Source organism: Paraglaciecola mesophila KMM 241 (genome assembly GCF_000315015.1).
Classification (GTDB): Bacteria; Pseudomonadota; Gammaproteobacteria; order Enterobacterales; family Alteromonadaceae; genus Paraglaciecola; species Paraglaciecola mesophila.
The window spans coordinates 49,776-67,718 of sequence record NZ_BAEP01000047.1 but is presented as its reverse complement, the minus strand read 5'-3'; the positions used below and the strand labels follow the sequence as shown (position 1 = coordinate 67,718).

General features: G+C 43.8%; 22 protein-coding genes. 5 read left to right on the top strand and 17 right to left on the bottom strand.

All coding sequences use genetic code 11. The features are described 5' to 3' along the window. Positions 1-56 precede the first annotated feature (56 nt). The 10 genes from nqrF to GMES_RS10465 all read right to left on the bottom strand — a co-directional run bounded on the left by nqrF (position 57) and on the right by GMES_RS10465 (position 8,885). Positions 57-1,283, bottom strand: coding sequence for an NADH:ubiquinone reductase (Na(+)-transporting) subunit F (nqrF, locus tag GMES_RS10510; protein WP_006992655.1), 1,227 nt, complete (start codon positions 1,281-1,283; stop codon positions 57-59). 24 nt (positions 1,284-1,307) lie between these two features. After that, a complete protein-coding gene (gene nqrE, locus GMES_RS10505; RefSeq protein ID WP_006992654.1) occupies positions 1,308-1,916 on the bottom strand; it encodes an NADH:ubiquinone reductase (Na(+)-transporting) subunit E in 609 nt (202 codons plus the stop codon). A 4-nt stretch (positions 1,917-1,920) separates the two neighbouring features. Next, positions 1,921-2,553 (bottom strand): NADH:ubiquinone reductase (Na(+)-transporting) subunit D, encoded by a 633-nt coding sequence (locus GMES_RS10500; protein ID WP_006992653.1) that lies wholly within the window; start codon positions 2,551-2,553, stop codon positions 1,921-1,923. An 11-nt stretch (positions 2,554-2,564) separates the two neighbouring features. Continuing rightward, on the bottom strand, positions 2,565-3,326 hold the full coding sequence (locus GMES_RS10495) for a Na(+)-translocating NADH-quinone reductase subunit C (RefSeq protein ID WP_006992652.1): 762 nt from the start codon (positions 3,324-3,326) through the stop codon (positions 2,565-2,567). Continuing rightward, positions 3,316-4,527, bottom strand: coding sequence for an NADH:ubiquinone reductase (Na(+)-transporting) subunit B (locus GMES_RS10490; protein WP_006992651.1), 1,212 nt, complete (start codon positions 4,525-4,527; stop codon positions 3,316-3,318). The genes GMES_RS10495 and GMES_RS10490 overlap by 11 nt, the downstream gene beginning before the upstream one ends. Positions 4,528-4,530: 3 nt before the next feature. After that, entirely contained in the window at positions 4,531-5,871 is a 1,341-nt protein-coding gene (locus tag GMES_RS10485) for a Na(+)-translocating NADH-quinone reductase subunit A (RefSeq protein WP_039987254.1), read from the bottom strand. Between the two features lie 476 nt (positions 5,872-6,347). Continuing rightward, positions 6,348-7,529 (bottom strand): enoyl-ACP reductase FabV, encoded by a 1,182-nt coding sequence (fabV, locus tag GMES_RS10480; protein WP_006992649.1) that lies wholly within the window; start codon positions 7,527-7,529, stop codon positions 6,348-6,350. Between the two features lie 95 nt (positions 7,530-7,624). Next, a complete protein-coding gene (locus GMES_RS22245) occupies positions 7,625-7,795 on the bottom strand; it encodes a YqaE/Pmp3 family membrane protein (protein ID WP_006992648.1) in 171 nt (56 codons plus the stop codon). A 97-nt stretch (positions 7,796-7,892) separates the two neighbouring features. Beyond that, on the bottom strand, positions 7,893-8,207 hold the full coding sequence (bolA, locus tag GMES_RS10470) for a transcriptional regulator BolA (RefSeq protein ID WP_006992647.1): 315 nt from the start codon (positions 8,205-8,207) through the stop codon (positions 7,893-7,895). 45 nt (positions 8,208-8,252) lie between these two features. Next, positions 8,253-8,885, bottom strand: coding sequence for an alpha-ketoglutarate-dependent dioxygenase AlkB family protein (locus GMES_RS10465; RefSeq protein ID WP_006992646.1), 633 nt, complete (start codon positions 8,883-8,885; stop codon positions 8,253-8,255). A 25-nt stretch (positions 8,886-8,910) separates the two neighbouring features. On the opposite strand from GMES_RS10465, the gene GMES_RS10460 reads away from it, so the two are divergent. Continuing rightward, entirely contained in the window at positions 8,911-10,065 is a 1,155-nt protein-coding gene (locus GMES_RS10460) for a methyltransferase (protein ID WP_006992645.1), read from the top strand. 13 nt (positions 10,066-10,078) lie between these two features. Next, the gene (locus GMES_RS10455; RefSeq protein ID WP_006992644.1) at positions 10,079-10,675 is read left to right on the top strand and encodes a peptidylprolyl isomerase; all 597 of its coding nucleotides are present in this window, start codon (positions 10,079-10,081) and stop codon (positions 10,673-10,675) included. On the opposite strand, the gene GMES_RS10450 is transcribed toward GMES_RS10455, so the two are convergent. The 5 genes from GMES_RS10450 to efp form a co-directional block, all read right to left on the bottom strand. After that, positions 10,661-11,155: a GNAT family N-acetyltransferase gene (locus GMES_RS10450; protein ID WP_006992643.1), complete on the bottom strand. Its 495-nt coding sequence runs from the start codon at positions 11,153-11,155 to the stop codon at positions 10,661-10,663. The two genes, GMES_RS10455 and GMES_RS10450, sit on opposite strands and share 15 nt — an antisense overlap. Positions 11,156-11,204: 49 nt before the next feature. Then, on the bottom strand, positions 11,205-11,657 hold the full coding sequence (locus GMES_RS10445; RefSeq protein WP_006992642.1) for a hypothetical protein: 453 nt from the start codon (positions 11,655-11,657) through the stop codon (positions 11,205-11,207). 66 nt (positions 11,658-11,723) lie between these two features. After that, positions 11,724-12,860: a GGDEF domain-containing protein gene (locus GMES_RS10440; RefSeq protein ID WP_006992641.1), complete on the bottom strand. Its 1,137-nt coding sequence runs from the start codon at positions 12,858-12,860 to the stop codon at positions 11,724-11,726. Positions 12,861-12,944: 84 nt separating this feature from the next. Next, positions 12,945-13,928, bottom strand: a complete 984-nt coding sequence (epmA, locus tag GMES_RS10435; protein ID WP_006992640.1) for an elongation factor P--(R)-beta-lysine ligase — start codon at positions 13,926-13,928, stop codon at positions 12,945-12,947. A gap of 68 nt (positions 13,929-13,996) precedes the next feature. Continuing rightward, a complete protein-coding gene (efp, locus tag GMES_RS10430; protein ID WP_006992639.1) occupies positions 13,997-14,566 on the bottom strand; it encodes an elongation factor P in 570 nt (189 codons plus the stop codon). A 37-nt stretch (positions 14,567-14,603) separates the two neighbouring features. Between efp and epmB the strand changes: the two genes are divergently transcribed. Beyond that, positions 14,604-15,629, top strand: coding sequence for an EF-P beta-lysylation protein EpmB (epmB, locus tag GMES_RS10425; RefSeq protein WP_006992638.1), 1,026 nt, complete (start codon positions 14,604-14,606; stop codon positions 15,627-15,629). On the opposite strand, the gene GMES_RS10420 is transcribed toward epmB, so the two are convergent. Further along, entirely contained in the window at positions 15,630-15,818 is a 189-nt protein-coding gene (locus tag GMES_RS10420; protein WP_006992637.1) for a hypothetical protein, read from the bottom strand. 115 nt (positions 15,819-15,933) lie between these two features. On the opposite strand from GMES_RS10420, the gene GMES_RS10415 reads away from it, so the two are divergent. Both GMES_RS10415 and GMES_RS10410 read left to right on the top strand, forming a co-directional pair. After that, a complete protein-coding gene (locus GMES_RS10415) occupies positions 15,934-16,245 on the top strand; it encodes a hypothetical protein (RefSeq protein WP_006992636.1) in 312 nt (103 codons plus the stop codon). 18 nt (positions 16,246-16,263) lie between these two features. Further along, entirely contained in the window at positions 16,264-16,605 is a 342-nt protein-coding gene (locus tag GMES_RS10410) for a DMT family transporter (protein WP_006992635.1), read from the top strand. A 22-nt stretch (positions 16,606-16,627) separates the two neighbouring features. Here the strand turns inward: GMES_RS10410 and GMES_RS10405 are convergent, their stop codons facing one another. Next, on the bottom strand, positions 16,628-17,917 hold the full coding sequence (locus GMES_RS10405) for a YfiM family lipoprotein (RefSeq protein ID WP_006992634.1): 1,290 nt from the start codon (positions 17,915-17,917) through the stop codon (positions 16,628-16,630). Between the last annotated feature and the right edge of the window lie 26 nt (positions 17,918-17,943).

Genomic DNA, 17,943 nt, shown 5'->3' with positions numbered 1-17,943 from the left:
TCCCTTATTTACATGTGTTGTTAACTCGGTTTAATTCACTATCAAGTGATAGCTAATTAACCACCGAAGTCATCAAGCATGATGTTTTCATCTTCAACACCTAAGTCTTTCAGCATACTGATAACAGCTGCGTTCATCATAGGAGGACCACACATATAAAACTCACAGTCTTCTGGAGCTGGGTGATCTTTAAGATAGTTTTCCAACAATACTTGGTGGATAAAGCCTGTCATACCTTCCCAGTTATCTTCTGGTTGTGGATCAGACAAAGCAACATGCCACTTAAAGTTGTCGTTTTCCTCTTGCAACATATCGAAATCTTCTACATAGAACATTTCGCGTAATGAACGCGCGCCATACCAGAACGAAATTTTACGATCTGTTTTAAGACGACGAAGTTGGTCAAAGATATGCGAACGCATTGGCGCCATTCCAGCACCACCACCGATAAATACCATCTCAGCGTCGGTCTTCTTAGCGAAGAACTCACCAAATGGGCCAGAAATAGTGGCTTTGTCGCCTTCTTTCAAGCTCCAGATATAAGATGACATTTTACCTGCAGGTAAAGACAAGTTGTTTGGCGGTGGTGAAGCCACACGCACGTTCAACATGATAATGCCTTCTTCTTCTGGGTAGTTAGCCATTGAATATGCACGAATCGTTTCGTCATCCACTTTTGATTCAATATCAAAAAAGCCAAAACGCTCCCAGTCACCACGATACTCTTCAGGTACATCGAAGTCTTTGTATTTAACATGGTGAGGTGGAGCTTCAATTTGAATATAACCACCGGCACGGAAAGGCACACTTTCACCATTAGGGATTTTAAGTTTAAGCTCTTTAATGAAGGTCGCTTTGTTATCGTTAGAGATAACTTCACAATCCCACTTCTTGATACCAAAAATCTCTTCTGGTAGCTCGATGTCCATGTCTTGCTTAATAGAAACCTGGCACGATAAACGGCAGCCTTCTTTCGCTTCACGCTTGCTAATGTGGTCAAGCTCAGTCGGTAAAATTTCACCACCGCCTGCTTTAATATCTACTCGACATTGACCACAAGAACCACCGCCACCACAAGCTGACGATACGAATATGCCTGAGTTTGCTAAGGCACCTAATAACTTGTCACCAGGTTGAGCAGTGATTGCTTTGTCTGGATCACCATTGATAGAAATGGTCACTTCGCCTTCTGGCACTAACTTGGATTTGGCAAACATAATGATCAAAACCAAAGCTAGAACGATGGCAATAAACATTCCTACGCCAAGATAAATGTCTAACATCTAAATACTCCTATTCGGTTTCGATTAAATTGATACGCCAGAAAATGACTGGAAGCCCAATGCCATTAATCCTGCAATCATAAATACGGAACCTAAACCACGAACGCCTTCTGGCATATCTGCATACTTAAGTTTCTCACGCACTGCTGCAAGTAACGTAATCGCTAATGCCCAACCAGCACCACTACCAGCACCGTAGAAGATACTTTCGGTGAAGGTGTAATCACGCTGGACAGCGAATGCTACGCCACCAAAAATGGCACAGTTAACAGTGATCAAAGGTAAGAAAATACCTAACGCGTTGTATAGCGCAGGGAAAAACTTATCTAACGTCATTTCAAGAATTTGAACCAAAGCAGCAATGACACCGATAAAAGTCAGAAAGCTTAAGAAACTCAAATCGGTGTCAGGAAAGCCAGCCCAACCTAGTGCGCCAGGCGCAAGGATATTGGCATACACAAGTTGGTTAACAGGTACAGAAATCGTCAATACTACGATAACCGCAACGCCCAGACCCATCGCCGTTTTTACTTTCTTTGATACTGCCAAGAAAGTACACATACCCAAGAAATAGAACAACGCCATGTTTTCTAGGAAGATAGAACGGATAAATAAACTAAGATATTGTTCCACGAAATTACTCCTTAGGCTCTACTTGTTCAGGCTTAATAGTTCTGATGAACCAAATTAAACCACCGATTAAGAAGAACGAGCTGAAAGGTAAAATCAATAAACCATTACCTTGATACCAACCGCCATTTTGAATGAGTGGCAAAATTTCGAAACCAAGAATAGTACCGAAACCGAACAACTCTTTAATAGTACCGATTACAATCAATACAAACGAGTAGCCTAAGCCATTACCAATCCCGTCAAGGAAACTGATAAATGGTGGACTTTTCATAGCAAACGCTTCTGCGCGCCCCATTACGATACAGTTGGTGATAATCAAACCAACGAATACCGATAGCTGTTTCGATATCTCGTAAGAATAAGCTTTCAGGATTTGATCTACTACGATTACCAAAGAGGCAATAATTGTCATCTGTACGATAATACGCACTGATGAAGGTATCTGCGAACGAATCATAGAGATAAACAAGTTAGAGAATGCCGTTACCGCAGTAAGGGCAAGTGACATTACTAATGCCGTTTCTAACTTAGTGGTTACCGCTAATGCAGAACATACGCCCAGTATTTGCAGTGCTATTGGGTTATTGTCTAGGATCGGCCCAAACAATACCTTTTTCATTTCTTTAGTATCAGCCATTGTCTAGTCTCTCACGATTTCCATGGTTGGTTTTTAAGGTAAGGACCGAAGCCATTCTCACCCAGCCAATAATCAAGTGTATTTTGTACGCCATTACTGGTTAGCGTCGCACCTGACAAAGCATCAACTTCATAAGGGTCATTTGCATTTGCTCCCTTAGTCACATCAATAGCCACTTCGCCATTTTTATACAATTTCTTACCATCCCACTTCGCTTTCCATTCAGGGTTCTGAACTTCACCGCCAAGACCAGGAGTTTCCTTTTGATCATAATAAACTAGTTCACGAACGGTATTACCGTCAGAGTCAACAGCCAACATGGCATACATTAAGTTCCATAAACCACTGCCGTTGATAGGCAACACAATACGTGTCACTTCACCGTCAGGATTAGAAATTAAATACACACTCGCTACGTTAGGGCGGCGTAAAATCCCAGCGGTATCAGGTACAGGCTTGATACTCTCATCTGGGTTACGCGCTGCTTTATACATATCGTAATCAGCGTCTTTCTCAACGTACTCACCCGTCTCTAAATCAACGAATTTTTCTTGTACGCGATCTGCATAGGTTGCTGCGATTTGCTCTTTACTCTGCCCTGCTTCAAGTAAGCCAGCAGATTCTAAGATATTCGTTTGCTTATCTAGCTTAGCGTTTGCTTCTTGCTGTGAACGAAGGCTAACCGCCGCCGTAGATACAATAACCGAGCAAACTAAACATACGGCGATAACAACGCCGACCGTTTTGCCTAAAGTTTCTTTTTTAGCCGACACGTGCCATCCTCCGTTTAATATTGCTTTGAGCGACGAAATAATCGAATAGTGGAGCCCATAAATTCGCAAACAAGATTGCCAACATCATACCTTCAGGGAAAGCAGGGTTAAGCACACGAATCAATACACACATTAAACCGATTAAGAAACCGTAAGCCCATTTAGCGCTATTTGTGAATGATGCAGAAACAGGATCGGTCGCCATAAAGAACATACCAAAGGCGAACCCACCGGTGACTACGTGCCAGTACCAAGGCATAGCAAACATAGCATTTGTGTCACTGCCAATAACGTTAAGCAAAGTACTGAATACCGCCCCGCCTAGTAGCACACCTAACACGATACGCCATGAAGCAATACGCATATAAATAATGAACAATCCACCCAGCAAGATAGCTAGAGACGATACTTCACCTACAGAACCTTGGATATTTCCGAAGAAGGCATCCCACCAATCAGCATTTAAAGACCAATCGGTAACGTTGCCTGCAGCCGCTTGGCTTAACCAAGTCGCCCCTGAGAAACCATCAGCAGCCGTCCAAATTGCATCGCCTGAAATTTGTGCCGGATAAGCAAAATATAGGAACGCACGACCAGAAAGCGCAGGGTTTAAGAAGTTACGACCTGTGCCGCCAAAGACTTCTTTCGCAATCACCACACCAAAGGTAATACCCAGCGCCACCTGCCATAAAGGGATAGTCGCTGGCAAAGTTAATGCGAAAAGTACTGAGGTAACAAAGAAGCCTTCGTTAACTTCATGCTTACGCACAGAGGCAAACAGTACTTCCCAGAAGCCACCCACAATAAAGGTCACTGCGTAGATAGGTAAGAAGAAGCATGCACCGTAAAGGAACATGGCTAATCCACCGGTAGACTCAAGGCCAATTTGACCGCCTAATGCCGTAAATAACGCCGCTTGCCACATATCAGGCATTGAAGCGCCGGCATTAAGAATAACGCTATGCGCCTGCTGACCTATGTTATACATACCGTAAAACATTGCTGGGAATGTTGCAGCCCAGACCAAGATCATAATACGTTTTAAGTCGATACTGTCACGTACGTGCGTACCGGCTTTGTTAACTTTACCAGGAGTGTAAAAAATGGTCGCTGCGGCTTCGTAAAGCGCGTACCATTTTTCGTATTTACCACCTGCTTCAAAGTTAGGTTCAATTTTCTCTAAATATGCTTTTAAACCCATGAGTTAACCCTCTTTCTCAATCTTGTCTAGACTATCGCGCAAGATCGGCCCGTAATTATATTTACCAGGGCAAACATAGGTACAAAGCGCTAAATCTTCTTCGTCTAACTCTAAACAACCTAATGTTTGAGCACTATCAGTGTCACCAGAAATCAAATCACGCAACAATAATGTTGGTAAAATATCTAACGGCATAACACGCTCATAGTTACCAATTGGTACCATAGAGCGGTCTGAACCATTAGTGGTGGTTGTCATATTGAATAATTTCTTAGGGCTAAAATGTGCAAGGTATGCACGGGTCACAGAGTGCTGATTGGCACCTGGCTTAATCCAACCTAGGAATTCTTTTTCGCGGCCTTCACTAAGAAGTGAAAGCTGAACATGGTAACGACCCACATAACCATGAACGCCATGGGCGTTATTACCTTGTAAAACCGACCCTGAAATTGTGCGAACTTCACCTTCAGTGGTTTCACCAGAGGTCAACTCACTGACACTTGCACCTAACACGGTTTTAATTAAACGCGGGTTCTTAGCAGCGGGGCCGCCTAGGGCAATAACACGCTCGTTATTCAACTTGCCTGTTGTAAATAACGCACCAACCGCAATCACATCTTGGTAGTTGATATGCCAAACTTTCTTGGCAGCACCAACAGTATCTAGGTGATGAATATGCGTGCCCACTAAACCCGCAGGGTGTGGTCCGGCAAATTCGTTCACGTCAACTTTTACGTCCCCTACTGGAATATCAGCACCGGGCGCTTTACTCACAAACACCTTACCTTCAGTCAAACGCGAGATAACACGTAAACCATTGATAAAATCTGCACTACGCGGGGCAATAATAACTGCAGGATCGCCAGCTAATGGATTAGTATCCATCGCGCTAACGAATATGGAGTGAGGTTTGCTGTCAAGGGCAGGGGTTTTGCTATAAGGACGCGTACGCAGTGCAGTCCATAATCCAGATTCCACTAGATTGTGTTGCACTTTGTCGGCCGCTATAGATGACAGCTCAGATTCGGCATATTTGTCGAATTCTACTGCGTCATCACCTTCAACTTGAATAACCACTGACTGCAAAACACGTTTTGCGCCACGGTTAACTTCGATGACACTACCAGAAGCAGGTGCTGTGAACTTCACACCTGGATTCTTTTTGTCTTCGAAAAGCATCTGGCCTTTCTGCACTTTATCGCCAACCTGAACATGCATGGTTGGACGCATACCAATGTACTCTTCACCTAGCACAGCAACCTTAGTAATCGCTGGACCGTCATGAATCTTTTGTTCTGGCGCTCCCGTAATCGGAAGATCTAACCCTTTCTTGATTTTAATCATACGCAATAGCACTACTCTAAAGTCAATACACATCACGGTTAGCCTTTCAGCTACATGCCACCCAAGTAAGCAACTTGTTGACAAAAAACCTATTCGTGATGAGTATTTTTGATGTTATTTTGTAAATGTAATCGCTTAATTAACTAACTGACGAAGTCATGTTTATTAGTTTAATTAAGCGCTGTGTTTTCTTGCACTCTTTTGCAGAGATTCTGTGGATATGAATTTCCCACTTAATCTAACTCCGGAATTTTAACATTATCCCTACCGGTTCTGCCATGCCAAATGTGCTTAAGCACAATTTTTTTAGTGTATTTTATCGTCATTATCCGCTTCTTATCCGCAGAGAGCCATATTGCAACAAGTTGTTTACATTCAGCATTGCAGGGCATGCGAATAACTCTTATTTGCATCTACTTCAAAGGCATAAAAAAACCGCCTTATTGAGGCGGTTTTTTATACCAAATAGTAGACGATTATTCCCAATCGGCTAACGTATTTTGTTCTTTTTCGTAATCGACACCTTCGACATCAAAACCGAAAAGCTTTAAGAACTCATGATGATAACCGGCGTAATCACTTAGCTCATGGAAGTTTTCTTGCGTAACTTGGTCCCACAATGCTTTGATCTTAGCCTGCGTAGCCTCATTTGTTTCTTTGCCATCCATGCGCAAACGGCCTTGCTCGTCTAACGCGGGAGATTGTGCAAACAAACGCTCAGTAAACAAACCTTTGATTTGTTCAATACACCCTTCGTGAGTGCCCTCTTCCTTCATCACCTTATAAATAAGTGAGATATACAGTGGCATAACAGGAATAGCCGAACTTGCTTGAGTAACAAGTGCTTTCAATGAAGATACATAGGCTTCAACGTGCTTTTCTTGATTTTTGCTAACGATGGCTGCCGCTGCGCGATCCAAATCTTCTTTCGCTTTGCCAATGGTCGCTTGCCCGTAAATCGGCCACGTTAGCTCTTTGCCAATATAAGTATAAGCTGTGGTTTTACAGCCATCGGCAAGCAAGTCTGCTTCTGCTAAGGCTTCTAACCATAGCTCCCAATCCTCGCCGCCCATGACTTTAATTGTTTGAGCAATTTCATCTTCATTGGCAGGCTCAAGAGAAATATCATGGATTCGGTCTTTATCCGTATCATAGGTTTTAGTGGTATAAGCTTGCCCCACAGGTTTCAAGGTAGACTTATATACTTCTCCCGTTTCGGGATCTGTGCGACGTGGAGATGCTAAACTGTATATCACTAAATCAACCTGACCCATCTCACGCTTGATGGTCTCGATTGCTTGGGATTTTATCTCTTTAGAAAATGCATCGCCGTTTATGGTCTGGGCAAACAGACCCTTCGCTTTCGCTTCTTTATGAAAAGCAGCGGTGTTATACCAACCTGCCGTAGCCGTTTTACGCTCACTCGGCGCCTTTTCAAAACAGACACCCAAAGTGTTCGCGCCGTAACCAAAAGCGGACACAATGCGCGAGGCCAACCCATAACCGGTTGAAGAACCAATTACTAATACATTTTTAGGTCCGCTTCCGAGATCCCCCTGAGAGGAGACATATTCGATTTGTTGAGCAACACTTGCTGCGCAACCTTCAGGGTGAGCATTTGTACAAATAAAGCCACGGATCTTTGGCTTAATAACCATATTCATTTTTCCTATAAAAAGAGCGGCGTACATTGTAAATGCCCAGAATAATTAAACAACTCTGAGCAGATCGAACACCGACACATTAAGGGCGGTTATTTATTTTTTAGAACAAGCCATACCGCGTGGATCACGCCAGGCAGTACACCAAAAAGAGTAAGTAAAATATTCAAGAAAAAATGTGCGCTCAAGCCTACTTGGAGCAATGCCCCCAAAGGAGGTATAAAAATAGCCAAGATTAAATTAAGTGGATTGACTTTCTGCATAATAACGAACCTCATAAATTATTGTTTTAATGCGATATAGCTTCATAACCATACATGATCATTAAAAATCCGTCATTTTTTCCATTATTTCGCGCCTTTATGATTTAGAACCACCAAGACAATTTGGTGAATCAGGCGATTGCTGCTGTAACGTATTCCACTCTTCTTGGGTGTAAGTGTGAATAGCTAACGCATGAATATCATTAGTTAGCTCATCGGCCAAAACTTGATTTACCGCACGGTGACGTCCAATCAAGCGTTTGCCGCCAAATTCATCGCTGACAATAACGACCTTGAAGTGGCTTTCAGAACCCTCAGGTACATTGTGCATAAAGCTTTCGTTAACGACCTCCAAATGTACTGGGGTGAATCCGGCCTGTAATTTGCGCTCGATTGATTGTTGTATTGTCATTTTTTGCCCTTTGTCCGGCCTTGCCGAAGGAGTAAGTGAATTTCGTTAGCGACGCAAACTTGGTGTGACCAAACGAAATGTTAGATTGATACGTGGTGCCAGCGACTTTGTCGTCTTAGCTAAACTGTGCAACCAATGTGTTTGGGAATTGCCAGCCATAATGAACAGACTGCCGTGCTCCAAAGGCAGCCTGTGTCTTTGCCCACTCGTTCGATGCTTCAAATCAAAATTTCGCACCTGCCCCAAACTCAACGAAGCAATAACCGGTCGATTACCTAACTCAGGTTCGTCATCACTATGCCAAGCCATACTATCCTGACCGTCACGATAACAATTAGCCAATACAGAGTTAAAAACACTTTCACTGGCTTTTTCACACCGTACTTTCAGGGTATGTAATTCTTCGGTCCAAGGAATAGGCGGCAAATCAAGGCCTGAATACTGATAAAGCGCGTCCTCATCACCATACCATGCTTGCAAGCGCGGGATTTTAACCTGTTTACCGTACATTTTGATATCATCTTGTCGCCAAGCTAATGACTCAAGAAGCCGTTTGTAATAAGTATCCGATTCTTGACTGGACAAAAAATGTTGAAAATAGCGAAAGTCTCCGTCTGGCAAAGGCAGTATTTCAGCCTCATCAGAAGAAGCTGACGGGAATAAACTAGATTGTTGCAAACCAACCTCGATATATAAGAATGAAATGAAAACAGAACTTACGCTTTTAGACCATAGCTACGAATTATTGAGATATCCTGCTGAAAATCAACATGTCAGCTGGCAAGCATGGGATTCAGCTGATGAATACTTGATGGAATACGTGGCGCAGAATATCACGGATCTTAATGGGCTCAATATCCAAATATACAATGATGATTTCGGTGCACTGGGCGTTTGGTTTGCAACAAATAACGCTCCCCTGTGGATAAGCGATTCTTTTGTCGCACATAAGGCCCTGGCCTTAAACCTTGAACGCAACCATCTTCCCATCGACAGTGTTAATGCTCAGAACAGTATGTATCAAGTCAATAAAAAGGCTGATCTAGTTTTAATAAAAGTTCCTAAAACCCTCGCTTTATTAGAACAGCAACTCATTGATTTACAATCGTCAGTTACCCCTGAAACACGCGTCATCGCAGCAGGCAAAGCCAATGCTATTCAAAAGTCAACGTTGGCATTGTTTGAAAAGCACCTTGGGGTAACCACCACATCTTTGGCTAAGAAAAAGTCACGCTTGATATTCTGCCAATACGACGGCGTTAAACAAAGTGTTAGCCCCTATCCCACAAAATGGAAAACCGACAACACGCTCTTTACTATTAGCAACCTTGCGAACGTTTTCTCCCGCCAACAGTTAGATATAGGTGCGCGGGTATTACTTGCCCATCTGCCGGATGCCAATCACAAGCGCATCGTCGATCTAGGTTGCGGTAACGGGGTATTGGGCCTGCATGTATTGCATAAATCACCGGACGCTCACGTCATTTTTGTAGACGAGTCTTTTATGGCCATTGCTTCTGCAAAAATGAACATCGAACAAAACATGCCAGACAAACTCGGTCAGTGTGAGTTTATTGTGAGTAACTGTTTAGAAGAGTACCTATCATCTGGCGAAAACGAGGCGACAGTTGATATCGTTTTATGCAACCCCCCCTTTCATCAACAAAATACCATTACCGATCATATCGCCCTGCAGATGTTCAAAGACAGTAAACGCATTCTTAAACATGCTGGGGAGTTGCGCGTTGTTGGCAATCGGCATTTAGATTACCCACAAACCATTAAGCGCCTTTTCGGTCACTACAAGGTACTTGCAAGTGACCGTAAATTCAGTATTTTGTCAGCAATCAAAAAGTAATTAGGAGGCCAGTATGTTGCGCGCCCTGTGTATCAGTATTTTTCTTATCAGTATGTCTGCCGTTGCGAAGCCAAAGGACGATGGCAGCCAAATACAAGCCGATAATTTTTATCCTAGGGTAAAAATTGAGACCTCCATGGGTGACATCACAGTTGAACTCGACCGCTCAAAAGCCCCTATCGCGGTTAATAATTTTTTACGTTACGTAGACAAGCGCAGTTACGAAGACACTATTTTTCACCGAATCGTGGCTAATTTTGTGGTTCAAGGCGGAGGATACGATATTGATTTTGCTGAGAAGCCGTCGTTCCCAGATATAATCAATGAATCAGGTAATGGTTTGAAAAATGAAATGTACACTATTGCCATGGCACGCCAGAAAGACCCACATTCTTCAAACAGGCAGTTTTTCTTCAACATGAATGACAACGTCAGTCTCGATCCGGGTCGTAACTGGGGCTATACCGTTTTTGGTTATGTAGTAGAAGGCACAGATACACTCGATGCCATATCACTGGTCGAAACAGACTATGACACCACTTGGGGGTGGGCTGATGTGCCTGTTGAGCCCGTACTGATTAAACGCGTAAGCGTGTTACCGCCCGTTTAACGCTAACGCTTTTAAAAACAAATTACTTGCTTCGCCTTGTTGTTCAAACTGAATTTGTTTTACAAACGCGAAGCCAAGCTTATTTAGCAGTGTAATAGAGGGTCTGTTATCCAGTGCGGTCACCGCCGCAATCTGGGTTAACCTCAGTGAATCTTGTGCATGTTTCAATGTGGCTTTAGCGGCTTCAAAAGCGAAACCTTGACCATGAAACTCGGCGCAAAATGCAAAGCCAATATCTGGCCATTCCAGTGTTTCTCTATTTAATAAACCGCACATTCCCACAGGCACGTTATCCGCTAAGCGTTCAACCAAGTTGAGACAATAGCCATGCTGCTCATACATGGCTAATGGCCCTGTTTGAATATAACGTTTGGCATCCTCGACAGAGTGTATATTTCTATCTCCTATGTACTTTATCCAGCTTGGTTCATTTACCAACCTCAGTATAAATTCCGCATCATCATCAGTTAATAGGCGCATGGTTAGCCTAGTGGTTCTGAGATGTAGGCACTTTGCTGGCATGGGTTGGCTATACCTTAAAAGCAGCGCAATAAAATACCAGCGTGACAAAGAACATCAACACGTAATGCATGGCAACTGTTGGGCGAAGCGCAGATTTAGCGTATTCAACTAGCAGACCCACTCCCCTAGGCCGCGAAGATAACCAATGGCGGTTAAACTGCATGGGTGCAGTATTAGGGCGCATTAGCTCTGCATTTTGCGCTAGCATTAATTCAGTTTCTAACAGGCGCGTCTCTATGCGCCCTTGGAAAGTCTTCCAAATAGCTTCTTGCACCCAAAAAAGTAGAATAATGGTAACAGCTAATAATTCAGTAGCACCTAACAGTAAAACCGCCACCACCAAACCCGTTCCGACTAATTTAATAGCCACAGCCACTTTCTCATAGCTATCATATTGATTTTGCAGAGTAATCCACTCTTGCTGATAGGCATTTCGGATATCATTGTGTGTAGGTTGCATAGCATTAAACTTAAGGAGGGATCACATAACCACATGGTATGGATTTAGTAGAGCGGAAGCAATGCGCTATTCCGTGGATTCAGCTCCCATACCGTACCCAAAGAAAGCGACCTGATTTTTACCTCGCTTCTTAGAGGTATACATCATTTTGTCAGCTTGTTGCATAAAATCACCCAAAGGCTGCCCGACATATTGTGCATACCCAATGCTCACGGTGACTTTGTGGCTAGCGCGACCAAATTTGGTCCTATCCACTGACTGGCAAATACGATCCGCAATTTCCCGTGACTGCTCCGCGCATGCCTCCACTAACAAGATAACGAATTCGTCACCACCGTAACGGCAAACCACATCCCCTGCCCGCAACTGCTGAGCAATAAGCTGCGAAATTTCTATCAGCACTTCATCCCCAACTAAATGACCGTCATTGTCGTTAATTTTTTTGAAATCATCCACATCAACAACTAATAGGCTCAATGGATGTTGATAACGCAAACTACGTGCAGTTTCCACTTCCAGTTTATTGCTAAAATAGCGCCTATTATTTAACTTGGTCAGGGGATCTTGCACTGCCAACTCACCCAGTAAGCTGTTTTTTTCATGTAATTCCTGCAGCATTTCAAATTGATCGACGCGAGTGCGCTCCGCTAAACGCGCAATAAAAAACGCAATCAACATGGTTGTAAAGCAAGTCAAAATCGGTGACGAAGCTTCCTCCATAGGTAGCATCTGTAGCATACCTGCGCTGACAACAAGCCAGCACGAAAACAACAACGCATAGAGAAATATCAAATGCCCTTGAACCAACATCGCGATGACCATCATCCCCATAATGAAGGGGACAGGTCCATGGCCTTGCACGCTGGTGTATATCGAGAGCACCGTAGCCATAAAAGCGAGAAACGCAGGGTACACGAGCTCTAACAGCCCGGTCCGCCAAGAAATATGGTTAGTTGACCGTGCAGATGGAAGTAAAAGTAAATTCACTAGGGCGTACAATACATTGCATAAATAAACGGCCAAATAAGGCATCATATCAGGGCTAAACGCCCCCGATCCCAAACGAAGATGATGCAGCAAATGCACACCAAAGCCGATTAAAGCGACGATAGAAAAATACCAAACGAGGGTTAAATTACTTTTAATAGATGCTTGCTGGTAGGCTACAGCTAGATGCGCGGAGGGCTTGGGTACTATCTGCATATGAATTCTGTTATAGGTCTATACGGCTTCCTTTAAACAACTATAGACGACATATTCGGTTTTCGAATGTGTCAAAGCAGAAATTTATGCATTCTGATAATTAAACGCCAGTACATGCCGAATATCTGACTTTCCTAGCGCCAACATGACGAGTCGATCCACACCGACAGCCACTCCCGAACAGTCTGGCAAGCCGGCATCAAGTGCATCTAAGAAGAACTCATCGATAGGTACAGTAGATAAGCCTGCTGATTTTCGTTGTTGGTTGTCTCGCTCAAATCGTTGACGCTGCTCTGGGGCATTGGCCAATTCATGAAAGCCATTCGCCAGCTCAAGCCCTTCGTAGTAGAGCTCAAAACGCTCAGCGACGCGTTCATCTTGCAAACTTATCCGCGCTAACGCGGCTTGGCTTGCAGGAAAATCGAAAATAAAGCACGGACATCTGTTAGCAAGATTAGGCTCTACTTCATGGCTAAACAGCAGCTGCAAAATAGTATCTTTGTCTTGCTCGTCTCGGCAAATATGCTCGTATCCCAGCTCACATCCCTTTGCTTTTAATACCGCTAAAGAAGCGCTTAGAGGATCAATATCCAAATACTTGATAAAGGCGTCTTGATAACTCATACGCTGTGCAGGCAAGCAGCCCACCACTGATTGCATCAACTCATCAAGTTCATCCATTAATTGGTTATGGTCAAACCCAGGGCGATACCACTCTAGCATCGTAAATTCGGGATTATGGTGTTTGCCTGCCTCTTCATTGCGAAATGCTTTGGCTAATTGAAAAATTGCGCCACTGCCGGCACATAACAGTCGCTTCATGGCATATTCAGGAGAGGTTTGCAGATATAACGTTCGCTGCTGTGGTGACATAGGATCAGCAAATTGCGTGTCAAACACGCGCATATGAAAATCGCTCACCGTTGCATTGCTAAGACTCGGTGTTTCTACTTCCCACACATCTCGCTCAGCAAAAAACTGACGAATATTCGCGATGATAGCCGCTCTTTGCTTAAGTGTGGCCACGTCAGCAGTGGGTTGCCAACAAGGGCGAGGCTCATGTTTCATACAATCTCCTTGAATAGCAGGCATAAAAAAGCTCACATGAACGTGAGCTTTTCCTCAATATCAGTTAATTACTTCTGTGCGCGTGATGCGTATTCGCCACTGCGGGTATCAACTTTGACCACTTCACCTGTTTGTACGAATAAAGGAACACGTACCACTGCGCCAGTAGTTAATGTAGCGGGTTTGCCGCCGGTACCAGCCGTATCGCCTTTAAGACCAGGATCGGTTTCGGTGATTTCAAGCTCAACAAAGTTAGGAGGAGTCACAACAATCGGTGTACCATTCCACAAGGTAATAGTGCAGCTGTCATTTTCGACTAACCATTTAACTGAATCACCAACGGCTTTATCATCAGCTGCGATTTGCTCAAATGATTCATTATTCATAAAATGCCAGAATTCACCGTCGGTATACAAATATGAAAGCTCCATATCCATGACGTCCGCAGCTTCGAATGACTCACCTGATTTAAAGGTTTTTTCCAACGTTTTACCTGAGATAAGCTTCTTTAGCTTAACGCGGTTAAAGGCTTGGCCCTTACCAGGTTTAACGTATTCGTTCTCAAGAATGTTGCAAGGTTCGCCGTCGAGCATAATTTTAACGCCGCCTTTGAACTCATTAGTGCTGATATTAGCCATGCTTCCTCGTAATCAATTAACTGTATAGAGTATCTAGTTGACACAAATAATACCTAAAAAACTCATTGCTGTAGAGAATAACTGGCAAAAAGAACTCTCGGATGCATTTTCCGATCCTGTGTCTTTGCTCAAATACCTAGATTTAGATCCCACTGAGTTTATCGACGATATCGCTGCACGTCGCTTATTTCCTATGCGCGTGCCTCTCCCATTCGCAGCGAGAATGAAAAAAGGTGACCCGAACGATGCACTCTTTAAGCAAGTATTTCCAAACAAAAAAGAATTTTTAACAGACCCTAATTACGTACTGGACCCGCTGCAAGAACAGCAAAACGAAAAACCTGGTGTATTACACAAGTACAAAAGCCGCGTGCTACTGCTGGTCCGCGGTGGTTGTGCCGTTAATTGCCGCTACTGTTTTCGTCGCCACTTCCCCTATTCCGACAACCACTTAAACAAACACGAGTGGCAAGAAGCACTCGACTATATAAAGCAAGACAGCAACATTAACGAAGTCATTTATTCTGGCGGCGACCCTTTGATGGCCAAAGATGAATTTTTAGCATGGTTAACCAATGAAATAGCTGGAATAGCGCATATTAAACGCATCAGAATTCACACCCGCTTGCCTGTTGTTATCCCTGCTCGCATTACACCCCAGCTGATAAAGTGGTTTACGAACACCCGGCTCAAACCTGTAATGGTGCTGCACATTAACCACCCGCAAGAAATCGACTTTGCGCTACAAGAAGTGTTGCAAAAACTAACAAAGGCGGGGGTAACCATACTTAATCAAGGGGTGCTGCTCAAAGACATTAACGACAGTGCGGATGTGCAAGTCGCGTTAAGCGAAAGATTGTTTGATGCCGGTGTGATGCCTTATTACCTACACGTGATGGACAAAGTGCAAGGGGCACAACATTTTGATCAAGATGATAAGATTGCTAAAGACATTATGGCGCAAATGATAAAACGCCTACCGGGATTTCTGGTGCCTAAACTCGTGCGCGAGATAGGCGGCCAACCCGGTAAAACGCCAATTGATTTAAATCTTCATCCCTAATTAGGCAAATGTGTTGACCACTGAGCCTAAATTCGGATTTGATGAAGATGATGGTACGTCAGCTGCTGATTCCAGAAGCTGAAGCGTCGCTTGACCATCTCGTTCCTGTTGGAATTTAGCCATCTGTAACGATTTGATTTCTAGCGTCGCACCGGATGCTCCAGAGGCTGCGCCTCCTTGAATTTCCATACCAGAACCCCTATTGCTTGTAGCAAAGTTGAAAAGCAGGCAGAATCGCCCGCTCTTCGTCGTTATCGGCAAGTTCGCCCAAAACTTTAACCCAACAACCAATTAAGCCGAATCTATGCAAACAATTATTGAAAAATTAACTGAAAATGCCCAACTCATTTATCGCAAGTCTATTGATGCCGACGCAACCATTGCTAAGTTACAAAGCGCTGGCAAAGGTAAATTTCAGGCTATTTTCCCTGATGACGCAGGTTTTGATGCCAACGGTCGCTTTTTCAAACCCTATGTCGAAGAGTTAGCCATGGATATCGCTAGCTTAAGCCAACTCGGCGTAGAAGAGCAAAAACAAGCTTTGCCAAACGTGGTTAAAAAAATAGAGTTGCTACATACCACTTTGAGCCAATTTCAAGTCAGCATTAAAGACTAATTTAAGGCATACATGAACATGGGAATAACGATAGGATATTGGTACCTAGGGGCGGCCATTATTGCTGAAGTTATCGGCACCTTGGCACTGAAAGCTTCTGACGGTTTTCATCACACCATCTCTAGCGCGATTTGCGTGATAGGCTACGCCACTGCGTTTTACTTTCTATCTTTAGTGCTAAAAACCGTGCCTGTAGGGATTGCCTATGCGATTTGGGCTGGTATGGGGATAGTGCTGATTGCCCTTATCAGCGCGATTTTCTATAAAGAATTGCCCGACTTAGCGGCCATCGCTGGCATGAGCTTAATTCTCTGCGGCGTTGTTATCATCAACGTGTTCTCAAAAACAACGGGCCATTAAATAGTCAAATACCCACTGCACATCACTTGGCCGGTGATAATCGACTCATCGGCAGCAACGAAATGCGTTGGTCAATCTCATTTAATAAACGTTTATATTCAGGGCTGTCCACTTGTTTGAATTCCTTCGTGAACTCAGATTTATTCAAGTTCTCAGGCAATCCAGTGGTATCAGGGAAGAATGAGCTCTCACTGGCATTTTCAGATAGCAAACCTTGCAACGCAAACGCCGTTTTTTCATCCGTCGCCACAAGCGCAAACTTCACACCTGCATGATCAGCTGCTAGGTCGACAAAGCTATAACCACTTCCACCGGCACCCCGGTCCATTAACTCCTTAAATTCACCAATCGCTGCCGTCAAACCCTGTTCAGATAAAACTTTTATGGCGGCCGAGAAGATAAAATGCTGACTCAAATCAGTCCTGTGCATAAGGGTCGGCATGTTGCGCGGTACTGCAACACGCTTAGGTTTGGGCTGTATATCGCCGATAAAACTAGCAAATCGATGATGCCCGGCAAACGTGGCTAATGCCATAATCGCCGCTTCATTTTCTTCCGCCGCCGTTCCTAGGTTTGACCGGCTCAATGCTTCGGCAAACAGTGGTTGAATAAAACGGGCCAATGATTGTGCTGTGGGTCGCTGCCCTACATCTAGTTCAGCGAGAAAACGTAAATAATAGGCAGTGGCAAGGCTTAAATCAGATTCCTCACCAGTATCGCGCTTGAGATCTTTTAAGTTTCGTAGAAAGGCATCTAACGGGCGCATAGCAATCACCATACTGCCCTGAAACATACGAATACTATCAATTTGCTGTACGAACTGACTTGCTATCGTACTATTTGTCCACCAATCAACCAACCAAATTAGGGTTGCCAATGTTTGTTTACCAGGTAATACAATACTGCCTAATCGCACTTCATCTAATTGTAGCCCTTGACCGGGCAATATGAGTGCACTGAAATTAACATAGCGCCCGATAGGGTTTGGCGGCAGTTGGTAACTCGCTGACAAGCTACTAGCAAGGGGGGTAATGTTAGCTTGACCATGAAATTGCGCCTTCGCGCGCTGTAAAAAACCCACCAAGCTGTTGAGTTGGTTCTCAGTGAGAGGGATTTGCTGGTCGAGCGTACGATCTCTCACGCTCTGTTTAATTTGTTCAATCAATTCTTTTACCGAATCAGCATCGTCAACTTGCGTAGCGCTTGTCGCTACAACAAGAGGCTTATCTTCAACGCTGGCAATAAATAGCCCGACGCCTAAGCCAATCAGCAGCACCAATACAATCAGTAAAAATTTAATAAAACGCAGCAAATTAGGTCCTTGCGTACTAAAAAGAT

Bases quoted from the DNA above. Each gene is read 5' to 3' on its own strand.
- nqrF (WP_006992655.1), bottom strand. From the start codon at position 1,283: ATGTTAGACATTTATCTTGGCGTAGGAATGTTTATTGCCATCGTTCTA.
- GMES_RS10500 (WP_006992653.1), bottom strand. From the start codon at position 2,553: ATGGCTGATACTAAAGAAATGAAAAAGGTATTGTTTGGGCCGATCCTA.
- GMES_RS10490 (WP_006992651.1), bottom strand. From the start codon at position 4,527: ATGGGTTTAAAAGCATATTTAGAGAAAATTGAACCTAACTTTGAAGCA.
- GMES_RS10485 (WP_039987254.1), bottom strand. From the start codon at position 5,871: ATGATTAAAATCAAGAAAGGGTTAGATCTTCCGATTACGGGAGCGCCA.
- fabV (WP_006992649.1), bottom strand. From the start codon at position 7,529: ATGGTTATTAAGCCAAAGATCCGTGGCTTTATTTGTACAAATGCTCAC.
- GMES_RS22245 (WP_006992648.1), bottom strand. From the start codon at position 7,795: ATGCAGAAAGTCAATCCACTTAATTTAATCTTGGCTATTTTTATACCT.
- bolA (WP_006992647.1), bottom strand. From the start codon at position 8,207: ATGACAATACAACAATCAATCGAGCGCAAATTACAGGCCGGATTCACC.
- GMES_RS10460 (WP_006992645.1), top strand. From the start codon at position 8,911: ATGAAAACAGAACTTACGCTTTTAGACCATAGCTACGAATTATTGAGA.
- GMES_RS10455 (WP_006992644.1), top strand. From the start codon at position 10,079: ATGTTGCGCGCCCTGTGTATCAGTATTTTTCTTATCAGTATGTCTGCC.
- GMES_RS10450 (WP_006992643.1), bottom strand. From the start codon at position 11,155: ATGCGCCTATTAACTGATGATGATGCGGAATTTATACTGAGGTTGGTA.
- GMES_RS10445 (WP_006992642.1), bottom strand. From the start codon at position 11,657: ATGCAACCTACACACAATGATATCCGAAATGCCTATCAGCAAGAGTGG.
- GMES_RS10440 (WP_006992641.1), bottom strand. From the start codon at position 12,860: ATGCAGATAGTACCCAAGCCCTCCGCGCATCTAGCTGTAGCCTACCAG.
- epmA (WP_006992640.1), bottom strand. From the start codon at position 13,928: ATGAAACATGAGCCTCGCCCTTGTTGGCAACCCACTGCTGACGTGGCC.
- efp (WP_006992639.1), bottom strand. From the start codon at position 14,566: ATGGCTAATATCAGCACTAATGAGTTCAAAGGCGGCGTTAAAATTATG.
- GMES_RS10420 (WP_006992637.1), bottom strand. From the start codon at position 15,818: ATGGAAATTCAAGGAGGCGCAGCCTCTGGAGCATCCGGTGCGACGCTA.
- GMES_RS10415 (WP_006992636.1), top strand. From the start codon at position 15,934: ATGCAAACAATTATTGAAAAATTAACTGAAAATGCCCAACTCATTTAT.
- GMES_RS10410 (WP_006992635.1), top strand. From the start codon at position 16,264: ATGGGAATAACGATAGGATATTGGTACCTAGGGGCGGCCATTATTGCT.